This window comes from Marinobacter sp. (assembly GCF_044799475.1).
GTDB lineage: Bacteria > Pseudomonadota > Gammaproteobacteria > Pseudomonadales > Oleiphilaceae > Marinobacter.
On record NZ_CP085217.1, the window covers coordinates 214320 to 230769 of the forward strand.

16 protein-coding genes are annotated in these 16450 nt (G+C 57.3%); 2 read left to right on the forward strand and 14 right to left on the reverse strand.

Translation table 11 applies throughout. From position 1 onward, the window contains the following. The first annotated feature begins 740 nt into the window (after positions 1 to 740). Positions 741 to 2747: a methyl-accepting chemotaxis protein gene (locus LG327_RS01005; RefSeq protein ID WP_404364872.1), complete on the forward strand. Its 2007-nt coding sequence runs from the start codon at positions 741 to 743 to the stop codon at positions 2745 to 2747. Between the two features lie 116 nt (positions 2748 to 2863). Then, complete coding sequence (locus LG327_RS01010) at positions 2864 to 4663, forward strand: putative bifunctional diguanylate cyclase/phosphodiesterase (protein WP_404364874.1); 1800 nt, start codon at positions 2864 to 2866, stop codon at positions 4661 to 4663. 477 nt (positions 4664 to 5140) lie between these two features. Here the strand turns inward: LG327_RS01010 and LG327_RS01015 are convergent, their stop codons facing one another. The 14 genes from LG327_RS01015 to LG327_RS01080 all read right to left on the reverse strand — a co-directional run bounded on the left by LG327_RS01015 (position 5141) and on the right by LG327_RS01080 (position 16450). Beyond that, entirely contained in the window at positions 5141 to 5956 is an 816-nt protein-coding gene (locus tag LG327_RS01015) for a DODA-type extradiol aromatic ring-opening family dioxygenase (RefSeq protein WP_404364876.1), read from the reverse strand. A gap of 87 nt (positions 5957 to 6043) precedes the next feature. Next, positions 6044 to 7003, reverse strand: a complete 960-nt coding sequence (locus tag LG327_RS01020; RefSeq protein WP_404364878.1) for a ketopantoate reductase family protein — start codon at positions 7001 to 7003, stop codon at positions 6044 to 6046. 28 nt (positions 7004 to 7031) lie between these two features. Next, positions 7032 to 7730 carry a hypothetical protein gene (locus tag LG327_RS01025; RefSeq protein ID WP_404364880.1) on the reverse strand — a complete coding sequence of 233 codons (699 nt, stop codon included), beginning with the start codon at positions 7728 to 7730 and terminating at the stop codon, positions 7032 to 7034. Positions 7731 to 7767: 37 nt separating this feature from the next. Further along, the gene (locus tag LG327_RS01030; protein ID WP_404364882.1) at positions 7768 to 7959 is read right to left on the reverse strand and encodes a 2-hydroxymuconate tautomerase; all 192 of its coding nucleotides are present in this window, start codon (positions 7957 to 7959) and stop codon (positions 7768 to 7770) included. A 9-nt stretch (positions 7960 to 7968) separates the two neighbouring features. Next, a complete protein-coding gene (locus LG327_RS01035) occupies positions 7969 to 8604 on the reverse strand; it encodes a glutathione S-transferase family protein (protein WP_404364884.1) in 636 nt (211 codons plus the stop codon). Beyond that, entirely contained in the window at positions 8604 to 9194 is a 591-nt protein-coding gene (locus LG327_RS01040; RefSeq protein ID WP_404364886.1) for a 2-hydroxychromene-2-carboxylate isomerase, read from the reverse strand. The genes LG327_RS01035 and LG327_RS01040 overlap by 1 nt, the downstream gene beginning before the upstream one ends. A 37-nt stretch (positions 9195 to 9231) precedes the next feature. Continuing rightward, positions 9232 to 10026, reverse strand: coding sequence for a 2-oxo-3-hexenedioate decarboxylase (gene dmpH, locus LG327_RS01045; protein WP_404364888.1), 795 nt, complete (start codon positions 10024 to 10026; stop codon positions 9232 to 9234). Then, positions 10023 to 11060, reverse strand: coding sequence for a 4-hydroxy-2-oxovalerate aldolase (dmpG, locus tag LG327_RS01050; protein WP_404364890.1), 1038 nt, complete (start codon positions 11058 to 11060; stop codon positions 10023 to 10025). The genes dmpH and dmpG overlap by 4 nt, the downstream gene beginning before the upstream one ends. 12 nt (positions 11061 to 11072) lie before the next feature. Beyond that, the gene (locus LG327_RS01055; RefSeq protein ID WP_404364892.1) at positions 11073 to 12008 is read right to left on the reverse strand and encodes an acetaldehyde dehydrogenase (acetylating); all 936 of its coding nucleotides are present in this window, start codon (positions 12006 to 12008) and stop codon (positions 11073 to 11075) included. A 23-nt stretch (positions 12009 to 12031) separates the two neighbouring features. Next, the gene (dmpE, locus tag LG327_RS01060) at positions 12032 to 12817 is read right to left on the reverse strand and encodes a 2-oxopent-4-enoate hydratase (protein WP_404364894.1); all 786 of its coding nucleotides are present in this window, start codon (positions 12815 to 12817) and stop codon (positions 12032 to 12034) included. Continuing rightward, complete coding sequence (locus LG327_RS01065) at positions 12817 to 13689, reverse strand: alpha/beta fold hydrolase (protein WP_404364896.1); 873 nt, start codon at positions 13687 to 13689, stop codon at positions 12817 to 12819. Before LG327_RS01065 ends, dmpE begins: the two co-directional genes overlap by 1 nt. Before the next feature lie 7 nt (positions 13690 to 13696). After that, the gene (locus LG327_RS01070) at positions 13697 to 15157 is read right to left on the reverse strand and encodes a 2-hydroxymuconic semialdehyde dehydrogenase (protein ID WP_404364897.1); all 1461 of its coding nucleotides are present in this window, start codon (positions 15155 to 15157) and stop codon (positions 13697 to 13699) included. 31 nt (positions 15158 to 15188) lie between these two features. Further along, positions 15189 to 16112, reverse strand: coding sequence for a catechol 2,3-dioxygenase (locus tag LG327_RS01075; protein ID WP_404364899.1), 924 nt, complete (start codon positions 16110 to 16112; stop codon positions 15189 to 15191). A 5-nt stretch (positions 16113 to 16117) separates the two neighbouring features. Next, a complete protein-coding gene (locus LG327_RS01080; protein ID WP_404364901.1) occupies positions 16118 to 16450 on the reverse strand; it encodes a 2Fe-2S iron-sulfur cluster-binding protein in 333 nt (110 codons plus the stop codon).

Sequence of the window (16450 nt, forward strand, 5' to 3'; positions counted from 1 at the left end):
CGCGAATCAAAATATTAATTTAGACCATTGATTTAGCGGTAATTTCTGTTAACTTCTAGCGTGTCGGTGGTTCGATTCCGCCTCCGGGCACCATTATTTCAATGACTTAGCCCGCTTTCCGCGGGCTTTGTTGTTTCTGCAGGATCATTTGTAAGCAATATGTAAGCACCTTCTCCCTCCCCACCCTGTCAAGTGACCGCAACAACCATTATCGCGCGAACGAGCCAGCGCCCGCTTGCCCGGCTCCTGCACAATCCAAAGACCGAATCTTTAGAATGGACTCGTCTCAAAGACAGTCACGGGGGCACCATAGAGCTTCTGGCCGGATTTTTCTGACAATGAGCGGTACTAAAACGGCGTCAGGGTCACGCCCTCTGAGCCGCTTATATCTATTACAAAAAATGACAATTAGTCAGGTCATGTTTTTTCCTCTTTTGTCGTTAAACGTCTACCTTTCCCCAACGAGGTAATTTTGATTATTTATCGGTTAGATCTTTGAGAGGAGCTGATTCCAGGCTTTTTGAATAGCTGGAGGTGCTCAGAAGCTATCAGCAACACTTTGTTGCAAAATATCAAGGTCAAATGCTTTCGGAATCTGTATCTCTCCAGGCGGAAATTACATATCGGGAAATTTTGCGAATAAAAGAAAATGCGCTCAGTGCATAATCAGATAAAAAGTCTGGCAGAATGGCTGCCCGGCAACGTCCAAAAAGAATCAAGAAAAGTTCAGGAACTGTTTTATGAATCTGGCTATCCGCACCAAGCTCTTTCTCGTTTTGCTCATTCCCCTGACCGGCTTTGGCTATTATGTGCTGGATCGCGTCCTGGAGAATGTCCGTCTTGAAGACAGGGCAGCGCTCGTTCTGGAAGGGCTCCAGCTTAGCGAGACACTTCGACAATCTCTTGACGGGCTTCAGGCAGAAAGGGCGCTGTCAGCCTCGATTGTTACCGGAGGGGCTCAAGAGGGCACCGGCCAGCTGGCATCCCAGAGACAGTCACTGGACACCCAGCTGAGATCGCTCAACGCTCTGACCGAAACCCTCTCCCCGGAACTGATGGGCGGTGGTCTCGGTTCGGAGCTAACCAGTCTTGAAGCCGAACTCTCGGATCTCAGCAGGTTACGGGCTTCAGTTGACCGTGGCCAGATTGCCGGAGCGGAAGCGATCCGCCGATATTCGGTGAAAACAGACGCGATCATCGATGCGATTCGTCTGGTGGCAGCAGCCAGCACGGAACCTGAAATCGTGGAAAGGCTCACTTACCGGGGGTTTCTGGTAGAGGCCAAGGAGGCGGCATCGACGGAGCGGGCCGTGCTTGCGGAAGCCTTTGCCAGCGGTCAATACACCAGGTCCCTGCTTGGTCGTCATGCGCCGCTGGTAACAGAGCAGCACAATTCACTGGATGACGCCCAGGGCACAGGCTTCCAGGGAGGTCAGACTGCTGTCGCCAATTTTATGGGTTCCCCGGGGAATCAGCGCGTCCAGCGCATCCAGACATCGCTGCTCGATCAGGACGTCGATGTTTCATCGCTGGACCTGACGACTGCTGACTGGCTTGACCTTGCCCAGAACCGTATCGACTCACTGAGTGAGCTTGTAGACCAGGGCAGCGCTGCGGCCGCGGAAGTGGCTGAGCAATATAAAGCAGGCGCATTCTCAGCACTGGTCTGGAACTCTGTTGGGGGTCTGGGGGTTCTTGCAGTTTCGGCGGTATTTGGCTTCCTGATTATCCGGGGAATAAACCGTCAGACCCAGAGCCTCATCCGGACGATCAGCCGCGTCGGTAAAAATCTGGATTTAAGTGCCCGCGCTGACATCCTGGCGAAAGACGAGCTGGGCGATATGGCCGAGTCCTTTAACAAAACGATGGACAAGTTTGAGCGGGTCATTGAGAAGGTGGCCCAGACCAGCGTCAGTCTCTCCTCCTCCGCCGAGGAAACGTCTGCCATCTCCGAGCAGACCAGTCAGACCATGCGGATGCAGCAGGAGGAAGTGGAGCAGCTTGCCACCGCGATCAATGAGATGACAGCGACCATTCAGGAAGTCGCAAGAAATGCCGATGACGCCCGCGAATCGGCCGGCCATGCCCAGACCAACACCCAGCAGGGACAGGCCATCGTGTCTACTGTCGTAACGACGATCAATGCCGTTGAAGATTATGTTGACCAGTCTGTGCAAGCGGTTCGGTTACTCGCCAAAGACAGCGAGGCCATCGGTTCCGTGCTTGATGTCATTCGTTCAGTCGCAGACCAGACAAACCTGCTGGCCCTGAACGCAGCCATTGAAGCCGCTCGTGCTGGTGAACATGGCCGTGGTTTTGCCGTTGTCGCGGACGAAGTAAGGAACCTGGCCAGAAAAACGCAACAAAGCACTGAAGAAATTAACGAAATTATTGGCAAGGTTCAGAGCGGTGCCAACGAAGTCGTCCTGCGGATCGAAAACAGCCAAAGCGAAAGCAAGGAAGCAGTGACCAAGGCCGAAGCTGCGGGCGCTGCCCTCGAATCCATCGGATTTTCCAATAATCGCATTGTCGAGATGAACATCCAGATCGCCAGTGCGGTTGAGCAGCAGAGCAGTGTTGCCGAGGAAATAAACAAGAATATCAGCAACATTAACCAGTCTTTCGATGAAACGACACAGGGATCGGCCCAGGCGGCATTGGCAAGCGAAAATCTCGCAACCATGGCCACCGAACTTCATACCCTGGTTGCGGAGTTCTCGACCGGGAAAATGCAAAGAAGCGTTTAAGCTTCTCAGAGAAGACTGGGTGGTGGAATCTGACCTGGCAGGCAAGCTCGGTGAGATGACAGTCACCTCCTGGTTATTCCACCTCTCCTGGCTGCCTGATTTATGGAGGATCGGTTTTGCGGAATACCAATGAGCAGGCTCGGCTTAAAGAGCTTTTCTCACTCGATATCCTGGATACCCAGCGAGAGGAGCGCTTTGACCGCATCACTCACCTGGTCTCAGAAATCTTTGATGTGGCCGTTGTAGCGGTCTCTCTGGTTGACGAACATCGGCAGTGGTTCAAGTCGATTGTTGGAATAAGCGAATGCGAAATACCCCGGAATGAGAGCGTCTGTTCCTGGGCACTGCACAGAGGTTATCTTGAGATACCAGATGCTCTTGAGGATGATGTTTTCCAGGACCACCCTGCTGTTACCGGATCCTATCAGCTTCGCTTCTATGCCGGCTGTGTGCTGTATGGACCGACCGGACAACCCCTCGGAACCCTGTGCCTGAACGACTTCCTGCCCCGGAAGCTGAACTCCAGAGAACGGGTATGGCTTGAATGCTTTACCAGGATGGTTGAGCAGGAAATCAATCGCGATTTCGAACTTGAGGCCCGGCATCGCGCCATTCAGGATGTCACCCTGCGTGATATCACTACAGGCTTGCCTGGCGAGACCCTTCTTACCGATACTCTGGACAGTCTGATCACCGTTGCCAATGAAGCTGGGCAGCAACTCGCGGTTCTTCATCTGCAAGTGGACAATCTTGATACCCTTGTGCGCCTTCATGGGCGCAGCGTCCGGGATGAGGTCCTGCAAACCCTCGCTGATCGCATTACAACGCCCGCTGATCGCATCTTGGCTGCTGGACGAACTGGCGCAGCGCAATTTGTACTTGTGATTCCCATGGAGCCCTCGCAAGCACCGTTTGATATCGCCGGCCGGATCCTGGAGAGACTCAGTGCACCAGTCATAATAAGCGTGGGCAGTCTGCGACCAGAAATCGACGCCGGTGTCTGCGTCTACCCTGCCGACGGAACCGAGGCCAGCCAGCTGATGGACCGGGCGCGTATTGCGCTGCAAGATCGCACTGCTCAAAACCGCGTGCATGTATTTACCCATGAGGGTAACGCCCAGGCGATTCGGCGTCATTCTATCGAGGCAAAACTGGAAACAGCGCTGCTACAGGACCAGTTGACTCTCAATTATCAGCCCATATTCCTGGCGGATGGGAGCCGGATCGCCAGTTTTGAAGCATTGGCCCGGTGGGAGGACCAGGAGTTGGGAATGATTGGCCCGGGTGAGTTCGTGCCAATCGCAGAGAGAAGTGATCGGCTCTCACACCTCCTCACCTTGTGGGTGCTCCGCAGCGCCTGCCTGGAAGCGCGGACCTGGAGTGCGCAGGTTAAGATCGGGGCTCCGAGAGTTGCTGTCAACATTCCCTCCAGAGAATTTTACAACCCGGAATTCGTTGCCACGATTAAAGGAATACTCAGGGAAACAGGAATGGACCCGGCGCGCCTCTCTCTGGAACTGACTGAAGAAAGCCTGATTCAGGACATCGAGCAGACCATTGAAACAATGAACGAGCTGTCCAGACTCGGAATCAAGCTGGCGCTGGATGATTTCGGAACTGGCTATTCATCGCTGTCGCACCTTCGTCGCCTGCCGGTGAATACCCTCAAGATCGATAAGAGCTTTATTGACGATTTGCCCCACCAGTCAGAGGCGGTGAAGCTCGCTACCGGCATTATTCAGATTGCACAAAACATGGGCTGCGAGGTTGTCGCTGAAGGGGTAGAGCATGAAACCCAGCGAGCGCTGCTTGAAAGTATTGGATGCGACCTGATTCAGGGCTACCTTCTGGGGCGGCCCATTCGGCCTGAAGATGTATCAGGATTGTTAGGCAAAAGCGGAGAGTCTCGTGACTAGGTAACGACGCCACTCCCAATCCGGTTCATATTGCGGGTTTTGATTATTGCCAGCGGAATGGCTGTCCTTCCGGGGCGGAAAGGGACGTCGGAGGGTGAGGAGTGGGTGAACAGCCGAGATTCAAATCAAGGCGAGATTGGCCAAATTCAAGGTGCGCCACGTTCTCCCGCTGAGTATCGGAAGTTAATACTCGGTTTTCATTTTACGTAACATGTACAGACCAACAGGTGCCACTCTGGCTCAAGCAACCTGTGTTTCAGGATGGGATTACCGGCCGCTTACAATTTCCCGGCGTGTGCGCACAACCAATGGTCTCCGTCTTCGAGTTGTCGGTACATCCAGAAACACTCACCCGAGCAGCAGACCCGGGCTGAATGCAGCAAGCAGAGTGATATCTTCGCCCAGGCTCTGATGAAGTAACGCCAGGTAGAGCAGGACCACAATCAGCGAGACAAGAATGTCCACTCTCCGCGAGCATCATCTCGGCGCCTTCATTTTCCAGTAGAACATCCCTGCTTTTTTCCCCAGGATTGTTGCTGACATGTGGCTATCAGTTGGCTTGTTGGCGAGCCCGTAGCAGACATGCAACGGCAGAAGGTGCTCTTCCCGCGGATGACAGAAGCGGGCGTGGGGTGCGCGATCCCAGTGAGCCAGACGCTCCGCCCGCGCCGATTCCTGCATAGCGGTATCGGCACAGGTTTCTTCCAGCCAGTCTTCAAATGCCCGGTTGCTAGCCCGAATCTCCGGAGTCTCTGCTGAAAAGAATGCCGCCATGTTATGGAACGAAAAACCGGAGCCAATCACCAGCAGGTTATCGTAGTCCAGCGCCTGCAAGGCATGGCCAATTGCGAGATGGGCGCCGGCATCCAGGCTGTTTACAAGGGACAGTTGCACACACGGAATGTCCGCCTCCGGATACATCAGTTTGAGCGGCACGAACAGGCCGTGATCAAAGCCCCTTTCATGATCAAGCCGCGCAGGGATACCGGCCTGCTCCAACGCCTGGTAAACCTGGCGCGCAAGTTCCGGCTCACCCGGGCAGGGATACTCGATGCTGTAGGCCTCCGGCGGAAATCCGTAGTAGTCGTAGATCAGCTGCGGATGGGCTCCAGCGGTAACCGTGGGAAGGGACTCTTCCCAGTGGGCGCTGATCACCAGGATTGCAGAAGGTTTACTCAGGGTTCCGGCAAACTTCGTGAGCTGATCCACCATTTCACGGTGGCCCGGACCTCCCAGCAGTGGCCTGGGCCCGCCGCCATGGGAAATGAAGATTACATCGGTATCGGTGTTCATGGGGCGATCCTCCTTACCGGGACAGGCTTGAACAAGAAATCCCGACCTGACCACTTAATAATCGGATGTGTGGCCGTGAAAGCCGCCTTACCTGAGCCCGGCCCTATTTTCTGATGCGCGCAAAAGGGCATTCACCAGAAAAGTATAGGGCGCCTGCACTCCCATCGCTTCACATCGCCGAAGTACCGCACCGGCAATGCTTTCCAGCTCCATGGGCCGGCCTTTTTCCCTGTCTATCAGCATGGAGGTTTTGATGGCGTTGAAGTTGCTGATCAGTTCGAACATTTCATCCAGGTCTTTCTGGGTGAGATTGACCTGATCGGCTCTGGAAGCCACTACAGTTTCGGCCATCATGCCATAAACAACCTTGGCGAATTCCGGGTGGTGAGTGAGGCTTCGGGTGTCCAGGCCAGTGAGCGCAGACAATGGGTTCACCCCATTGTTGATGACCAGCTTGCGCCAGAGTTCGTAACGGATATTGTCGGAGAGGGAGGTGGGGATGCCGGATTCGTTGAAGCCGGCAGCCAGTCTCTGCAGCAGCTCGTCACGGGAATCGGGGCGATCGCCGGTTTTGGGCCATCTGCCCATTACAATCTGGGCGACGCCTTCAGCTTCGATAATACCCGGCGCCACAATATGGCCGCCAATCCGTATCGCCAGCCCACCAAAGACTCGATTAGCGCCTATGGCTTCAGCCAGAAGTGGTTCATTATCGACGCCGTTCTGAAGGGAAAGCACAGGCGATCGCCCCTGCCCCAGCCAGGCTCCCAGTTCATTCGCCACCGATGCAGTCGCTGTGGCCTTTAGGGCAATCAAAATAACGTCAAAATCGTCCGGTTGATAACGGAAGACAAGCTGCTGATGATCAACCACATCTGGTTGAGAGACCATTTCACGAGCGCCATAACGAACCGTCAGGCCGTTTTCCCGGAGGGCAGACAGATGTGCGCCACGGGCGGTAAGTACAACCTCGTGGCCGGCGTCCAGAAGCCTTGCTGCGTAATATCCGCCTATGCCGCCGGCACCCACCATCAGCAGTCTCAGCATCTACAGGATTCCCCGCGTTTGTCGTCGCTTATTGCATCCAGCCATAGCCGGCGAGAGCCTGGCTGTTTTCATTGAGCGAAAATCCGAACAGGCGCTCCGGCGCTTTCATTCCTCCCAGGCTAAACGCCGTATTGAGAACACAGAGCGTCGGGTCCGACACAGGGCTGCCAGGGTCCGAGGAAGAGTGATTGTCTCGCAGACTGGAGTTCGCCAGCACCCTTACCCAGCGTTGCTCATCTTCCCACTGCTTAATCAGGTTTCGCATATAGCTATCATGGGGTTGAGGATGGCTGGCTGCGCTTTCTTCGGCCTGCATCCGGTCCAGACAGATCAGAAGCACACCCCTGTCTCGAAAATTTTCAATGCACTGACCGATTTCAAGATAACGCTGACTGGTCATGCCGATACTGAGCCGCAGCTCAATCACTTCCGCAGATAGCAACTGGGTCATGCTCCGGGCAAGCAGCAAAAGGTCCGGTTCCAGAGGCACGCTGATGGGAATGTCGAACCCCTGGGACTTCATGGAAGATTGCAGTCGCTCAGCCAGCTCGGCCTTGTCGTTCTGGCACACGATTTCCGGCTGTCTGGAATCCTCTTCTGCCGTAATAAACAGTACGCTTTCCACGGGACGATCACGCCCGATCAGACGAAACAGGCTGGCCTGTCCTTTGGACGCATTCAGTGCTCTGGTTTCACAACACAGATACAGGACTGGCAGTCTGGTCACGGTGCCTCCGGCAGTCCGCTTTTACGGAAAAGGCCCGTCAGGGCCTGGCTTTGCTGGCCGACTCGCCGGCGATCCCGAAATGGTTTTTGGGCATCTCGGTGATAATCACCCGCACCCGTTCAATAGGAGCGTCAATAGAGCGGGACATGGCTTCAGAGACCTCTCTGATAAGACGCTCTTTCTGTTCATCCGTTCGGCCTTCAAGAATGTATAGCTGTGCTATTGGCATGGTGTCTCCTCAAGTAAGATCAACCAGAAGGTTCCTGAATCGCTCCGGGCTCGCAGACACAAAAGCCGGATGAGCGGCCATACGTCCAAACCACTGGCGAATGCGGGGAAACTCTTCAGGAATGCCCACACCATAGGCCCAGGCCAGCGCAAACCTCGGGAACAGAACGCACTCTGCCAGGGCTGGCTGGGATCCGTTCAGGAAGTGCTCCTCACCCAACGCTGCCTCCAATGCGGGCAGCCCCTCCCTGAATCCACGGGCACCCTCACGAATTCTGTCCTGGTCCCATTCTTTCTCAGGCTTATCACGTTTTTCGAACACTACCTCCCGAATGCAGCGCCCCAGAACGTGATCACCGTATACCATCCAGCTTCGTGCCTTCGCCCTCTGCCGGGGAGAGTCAGGCAGCAATGCCGGGCCGGTTTCTGCCAGATATTCCAGAATGGGGCCGGAGTCGGTCAGTACCAGGTCCTCGTCGACCAACACAGGGACGGTGCGGTTGGGCGATAGCTCCCGCCATTCCGCAAGTACCTCCGGGTCTGACCGGTCCAGGCTTTCCGCAGGCCTTCCCTGCAGCGCCAGGGCAATCCGGACTCGCCAGCAAAACGGGCATTCGGGTTTGTCGATCAGTCTTAACCTGCCCATCAATGTGCCGCTCCCAGTTCCCGCAGGTGCTCCGCCACGAAGTCGAGCCTGTCCTGTCCCCAGAAAATCTGATCACCAATGACAAAGGTGGGAACCCCCAAAGCTCCCTTCTCCTGCGCTTCTTGCCAGTTCCGGGCAAGCTGGGCATGGTTTTCAGGATCATCAATTGCCCGGGCAAAGTCTTCCCTGTCCAGCCCGACGCTTTCTGCGACTGAGAGCAGCACCTCGGTATCACCTATGTCCCGGCCCTCCGACCATTCGGAGCGCATCATCGCCACCAGGTAGGGCCTGAGTAAACCTTCCTTTTCCGCAAGCAGGGAGCCTGCACCCGCCCGGGTCGGGTCGGTGGTTTTTGGCGGCGGAGTCAGTGGCATGCCAAACCGGCGTGCCCATCGTGCTACATCCTGCCGGGCAATCGGCATCTTGATCTTTGCGCGGTCCGGGTCGGAACGGCCGTGCCAGCCCCCCAGTGGCCGCCAGAGAACATTGAGGTGATACCTGTCGAACACCTCAAACATGCGCCTGCTGGCCAGGTAGCAGTATGGGCTGCGAAAGTTGAAATACAGATGCAGATCGACGGCATTACTCATAGATTGCATGCTCCATGGAGCGTTATTTGTTTAGGCCTCAGATGAACCTTCCGGAGACAGTACCAAGCCCCTGATAACGCACCGTGATATTGTCACCCGGCTCGACGGTGATGGCGGCGGTAATACCACCGGTCATGATGAACGTGCCCGCTGGAATGTGCTCACCCCGCTCCGCCAGCAGGTTAGCCAGCATGGCTACGCTGGAGGCCGGATGGCCCAGAACAGCGGCACCGGCACCCACGTCGACAACTTCACCGTTCTTCTCGACCACCACCCCCAGGGTTTTCAGGTCCAGATCCGCAACGTCGGCCATCTGGCCACCGGTGATAAAACGGGTAGATGAGGCATTATCGGCAACCACGCTCACCAGGTCGAACTTGAAGTTCTCGTAGCGGGAGTCGATGATCTCCACAGCGGGGATCACGAAGTCCGTTGCCGCCAGAACCTGACCGATGTGACATCCGGGGCCTTTCAACGGGGCCTTGGTGACGAAAGCAATCTCGGCTTCAATCTTCGGATGGATCAGCTCTTTGGTGTTGACCACGCCGCCGTCCGGGACACTGAAGTAGTCCGCCAGGAAGCCGTAAATCGGCGTTTCCACACCCATCTGCGCCATCTTCGCCCAAGAGGTCAGGCCCATTTTCATGCCAACGATTCTGTTGCCCCGCTCTTCCTTCCGGCGGCGGATTTCCCACTGCACGTCGTAGGCATCCTCGAAGGTCATGTCCGGGTAGTCGTTGGTGACCTTGGTGATGTCCTGAGCCTTCAGTTCGGCGTTTTCCACATGCTCGGCCAGGGCCAGCATCTGTTCGCGGCTTAATGTCTTGCTCATGCGTTTTGCTCCTTCCGGGCCGCCAGCAGATCCAGCGCCACATCCACGATCATGTCTTCCTGGCCACCCACCATGCGGCGACGGCCCAGCTCCACCAGAATGTCCACGGTCTTGAGACCATATTTCTGCGCCGCCACCTCGGAGTGCCGCAGAAAGCTGGAATAGACACCGGCATAACCCAGCGCCAGGGTCTCGCGATCCACCCTTACGGGACGGTCCTGCAGCGGACGCACGATGTCATCAGCAGCATCCATCAGGGCGTACACGTCGGTGCCATGCTCCCAGCCCATCTTGTCGAAGGCGGCCATGCACACTTCCAAAGGGGCATTGCCGGCACCGGCGCCCATGCCGGCCAGGGACGCATCGACCCGGTCGCAGCCCTCTTCCACCGCAACGATGGAGTTGGCCACGCCGAGCGCCAGGTTGTGATGGGCGTGTATTCCGGTTTCAGTTTCGGGCTTGAGGACGTCTTTCAGCGCCCGGAAGCGGTCGCGGATGTCGTTCATGTTCATGGCGCCGCCGGAGTCCACCACATACAGACAGGTGGCGCCGTAGCTTTCCATCAATTTTGCCTGTTCCGCCAGTCCCTGCGGGGTCTGCATGTGGCTCATCATCAAAAAGCCCACAGTGTCCATGCCCAGCTTTCTGGCATGTTCGATGTGCTGTCTGGAGACGTCTGCCTCGGTGCAGTGGGTGGCCACTCTTACGATTCTTGCGCCGGCGCTGTAGGCGTCGTCCAGGTCGTGGACGGTGCCGATGCCAGGCAGCAGCAGGGTGGCAATTTTCGAGTGGGTGACCACTTCCGCCACCGCTTCGATCCACTCCAGGTCGGTGTGGGCGCCGAAGCCGTAGTTGAAACTGGAGCCCTGCAGGCCGTCGCCGTGGGCCACTTCGATGGAATCGACTTTCGCCTTGTCCAGGGCCCGCGCGATGTCCTGCACGTTCCTGATGGAGTACTGGTGGCGGATGGCGTGGCTGCCGTCCCGCAGGGTCACGTCGGAGATGTAGAGTTTTTTGCCAGGGTTAAAGGTCATGATTCAGTCTCCTCACTTGACCAGCGATTCGGCGATGCGCTCGGCGGTACCCAGCGCGGCAGAGGTCATGATGTCCAGGTTGCCGGCGTAGGCCGGCAGGTAATGGGCGGCGCCTTCCACTTCCAGGAAGATGGAGGTCTTCAGGCCGCTGAAGCGGCCCAGGCCCGGGACGTTCATGGGCTGGTCTTCCGGAATCACGTCAAACTGCACTTTCTGCTTGAGGCGATAACCGGGCACGTAGCTGTTGACGGCCTGGACCATTTCTTCCACCGAGGCTTCCACTTCCGCCTGGTCGGCTGCATCGGAGAGCACGTAGATGGTGTCCCGCATCAGCAGGGGTGGCTCGGCCGGATTGAGGATGATGATGGCCTTGCCCTTCTGGGCGCCGCCCACCACTTCGATGGCCCTGGACGTGGTCTCGGTGAATTCGTCAATGTTGGCGCGGGTGCCGGGGCCGGCGGACCTGCTGGAAATCGACGCCACAATCTCCGCGTAGTGGGCCCTGGCGACACGAGACACCGCCGCCACCATGGGAATCGTGGCCTGGCCACCGCAGGTCACCATGTTGACGTTGCCTTCATGGAGGTTCTGCTCCAGGTTGACCACCGGCACGCAGTAGGGGCCGATGGCCGCCGGGGTCAGGTCGATGATCCTGATGCTCTCTTTATGGCCGCGCAGGAACACTTCGTTGTGCATGTGCGCCCTGGCGGAGGTGGCATCGAACACGATGTCGATGTCGGCAAACTCTGGCATCTTCACCAGGCCGTCCACCCCTTCGTGGGTGGTGGCCACGCCCATGCGGCTGGCGCGGGCCAGGCCGTCGGATTCCGGGTCGATGCCCACCATCACACCCATTTCAATGTGCTGGCCATTGCGCAGGATCTTGATCATCAGGTCCGTGCCGATATTGCCCGAGCCGATGATCGCGGCTTTGATTTTTTTGCTCATAACATTGTCCTCATTAATCCCGATCAGGCGAAGCGCACTGAGGCACTGCCGATGCCACCAATATCCACGCGCATGTAATCACCGGCCTTGACCGGTTCCAGTGGAACCAGAGAGCCGGACAGGATGACTTCGCCGGCCTTCAGGGTGATTCCGAACTCGCCCAGGGTATTGGCCAGCCAGGTCACGCAGTTCACCGGGGAACCCAGGGCGGCGGCACCGGCGCCGGCACTGATCACACTGCCGTTCTTCTCCACCACCATGCCGCAGGTCACCAGGTCCACCTTGCGAGGAGACACGGCCTGGTCACCCAGCACAAAAAGGCCGCAGGAGGCGTTGTCGGCAACCGTGTCCTGGATGGCGATCTTCCAGTCCTGGATACGGGAGTCGACGATCTCGAAGCACGGCATGACACATTCGGTGGCGGCCAGAACATCAGCATTGGTCACGCCGGGGCCGGTCAGGTCTTTCTTGAGAATGAACGCAATTTCGCCCTCGGCGCGGGGCGCAATCAACCGGTCGCTGATGGGTATGACTTCGCCACTGTTGAACACCATGTCGTCGGTCAGATAACCGAAGTCCGGCTGGTGTACGTTCAGCATGTTCTGCACGGCCTTGCTGGTGACGCCGATCTTCTTGCCAATGATCGACGCGCCATCCGCCAGCCGGCGTTCCAGCATGCGCAGGGAAATGTGATAGGCATCGTCGATGGTGATGTCGTCGCCGCGCCCGGTCAGCGGAGCGACCGCTTTCCGGCTGAGCATGGCGTGGTAGAGTTCATCACCAAGGGCCTGAATACGTGTCTGTTCCATTATTGTGCTCCTGCAGCTGCTTGATCGGCCTCGATCAGAAAATCGTTCACCAGCCGGGCGAACCGGCTGGCATGTTCAATCTGGGTCCAGTGGCCACAACAGCCAAAGACGTGAAGCTGTGCCCGGTCGATCCAGTCCGCCAGGGTCAGGGAGGTCTGCAGGGGAATCACCTCATCCTCCCGGCCATGAATCACCAGGGTTTCGTGGGACAGTGCCCGGATGTCCTCTTCGCGGCTGGCCAGATTGTCTACCCAGCGCTGACGCGGGGCCGGGAACATGGCGGCGAAGGACTCCTGGAAACCGGGGCGGATGCTAGCCTGATAACGCATTTCCGCCAGTTCGTCGGTGAGCAGGCCCTTGTTGAAGGCAAACACGTCCATCAGGCGGCGCATGTTTTCAAGGGAAGGCTCGTAACCCCATACTTCATCCAGCCCTTCGGTGATCGGAAAGCTGACGCCCACGGATCCCATGAGGACCAGGCGGCGAACCCGTTCCGGGTACTCAATGGCCAGGGCCAGGGCCAGGCCTCCACCAAAGGAGTTGCCAACCAGGTCCACTTTCTCCAGATCCAGCGCGTCCATCACGCCGATGGCATGGGCCACCCAGCGCTCACGGTTGTAGGTGTTGTCTTCCGGGCGCTCGGTGTAACCAAAGCCGAGCATTTCCGGGGCCACCACACGGCGGTTCTTCGCCAGCTCCGGAATTACCAGGCGCCAGTTGGCCCAGGCGGTAACGCCAGGCCCGGAGCCGTGGATCATCATTACCGGGACATCACTCTTGCCATTGTCGGCACCATGGTCGTGCACGTTGGTGCGGTAGCCGGCAGCGGTTATCTCACGTCCGATTTCGGGGCTGTTTTCAGGTGCAGTCATGGTCAGCTCACAATTTCACGCAGATGTTTTTCATCTCGGTGTAGAACTCCAGGGAGTGGACACCGCCCTCACGGCCAATACCGGACTGCTTGCTGCCACCGAAGGGAGTGCGCAAATCCCGCAGGAACCAGCTGTTGACCCATATGATGCCCGCGTCAATCTGACCAGCAACGCGATGAGCCCGGCTGATGCTTTCACTCCAGATCGCCGAAGCCAGTCCATAAGGCAGACTGTTGGCCAGCCCGATGGCTTCTTCCTCGGTATCGAAGGGTCGCAGGTGCACGCAGGGGCCGAAGATTTCGTCGGTAATCACCGCCGACTCTTCCGGCAGGCCGGTCCAGATGGTGGGCTGAACCCAGGCGCCGCCGGACAGCTCTTCAGGCATTTCGGGCACACCACCGCCGGTCACGACCGTGGCGCCGTCATCGACAGCTTTCTGGTAATAGGTAAGGACCTTTTCACGGTGTTTGAGGCTGACGAGCGGCCCAATGTTGGCGTCGGCATCATCGGGCGGACCGATTTTCAGTCCCTCTGCGGCGTCTTTCAGACGAGCCACGAATTCGTCGAAAATGGAACGCTCGACGTACACCCGCTCAGTGCCCAGACATACCTGGCCACAGTTGGCGAACGCTGAGCGCATGGTGCCCTCGATAGCCTTGTCCATGTCACAGTCGGCGAACACAAGGCCTGCGTTCTTGCCACCCAGTTCCAGAGAAATATCCCGGATGCCTTTGGCTGCGGCCTTCATGATGACTTCGCCGGTAGCAATCTCGCCGGTAAAGGTGAAGCCATCCACCAGCGGATGCTCTGTCAGAAAGGCACCCGCGGAATCTCCGCCAAAGCCATGAATCACGTTGTAAACGCCGTCCGGGATCCCGGCCTCTTTCATCACCTCTCCGAGAAGGGCGGTGGTGGTCGGTGTTTCTTCCGAAGGCTTGACCACCACGGTATTGCCGCAGGCCAGAGCGGGTCCGACTTTCCAGGTCATCAGCAGCAGAGGCAGGTTCCAGGGGCTGATCACGCCAATGACGCCTTTGGGACGGCGAACGGCATAGTTCAACGCACCAGTACCATCCGGTGTTGGCATTTCAAAGGATTCCGCCGGCACATTCTTGATCATGTCCGCAAAAACCTTGAAGTTGGCCGCGCCCCTGGGAATATCGATATGGCTCGCCAGGGATTTTGGCTTGCCAGTATCGAGGCATTCCGCTTCCAGGAACTCGTCGAACCGGGCGTTGATGCCATCGGCCACCCTGTGCAGGATGCTGGTGCGCTCCTCCAGAGTCATCCTGCCCCAAGGGCCACTCAGGGCCGCTTTTGCTGCCTTGACTGCGGCATCCACCTCGTCACGGCCAGCCTCGTGAACCTTGCTGATCATCGCCCCGTTTGCCGGATTGACGTTGTCGAACAGTTTGCCGCTGGCGGAGCCAACATACTGCCCATTGATGTAGTGCTTGATGTCTTTCATTGCTGCTTAGTCCTGTTTAACCGGGGAATCATCAGGTCAGTACAGTGAGGAACCGTTCGTTCAGCACCCGGTCGTGATAGAAGATGGCCTTGCCGAGCTGCTCTGCCTGCCAGGTCACTGGTTTGTGGTCCGGATAGGTGTAGTCACCACCACAGAACACTTCGTTACGGTTACCGGACGGATCGAAGAAGTAGATGGTCTTGCCATGAGTGAGGCCATGACGGGTCGGACCGATATCAATGGAGGTATCCGTCATGGTGATCAGATCCGCAGCGCGCAGCACGTCCTCCCAGGTTTCAAGATGAAAAGACGCATGGTGGAACTTGCCCTTCTCTTCATGATGAATGAACGCAATATCGTGTTCTTTCATCGACACGGTCAGGAACTGAGCGACGCGGGTGCCGTCTTCCGTCAGCACCTGTTCCGCCAGATGGAAGCCAAGAACATTCACGAAGATGTCGTAAGTGGCTGCCAGCTCCGGCCCATAAAACAGGCAGTGGTCAAAGCGAACCGCTTTCATGCCCGTGAGGCCACGGGGCCAGGCTTCCGGGTTGACTTCGGTCACACCCCATTTGCCGGTATAAAGCTTGTCCGCGTAAAGCTCAAAGGCGTGACCGGAAGGAACCGTAAAACGAACCCTGCGGCCGCAGTCTTTCAGCTCGCCCTCAGGGACCTGTTCAACATCCACTCCGAACTCGACCAAGTCTTTCTCCAACTGAACCAGGGCGGCCTCATTAACCACCTTGAAGCCCATGAAATCACAGCCTGGCTCATCGGCCTCGCGCAGAACCACAGAGAACTTGTCCACTTCGCTCCATGCCTTGAGATAAACCCGGCCCTGGTCGTCACGGTCGGTTTCAATCAGACCCACCAGGTCTTTGTAGTGTTTGAGGGCCTCGTCCATATCGAGAACACGGATCTGGACATGGCCGGGACGCATTACGCCTTTTTTCATGATAATCACCTCAACGCTGTTGTTTTTGTTTGCCTGTTTTCACTGTCTGCCGCCGGTAGCGGCAGGCACTCAATAATCAGATCCGTCAGGGGATAGATCCGGCAGGCCAGTACCTCTCCCTGTTCAATGGCCGCGGGAGGAGCATGGGCCTTGCTCATCTTTCCGCACTCGAACTCACCGGCCACCACCCTGATTTTGCAGTAGCCGCAGCCACCGCCCCGGCAGCCAACGGGCACACACTTCAGGCCTCGCTGTTCCATGGCTTTGAGGACACTCTGGCCTCCCTGACAGCTGAAGCTGTTTCCTGTCGTCCGGTTGAAAACCTGGAATGACGCCAT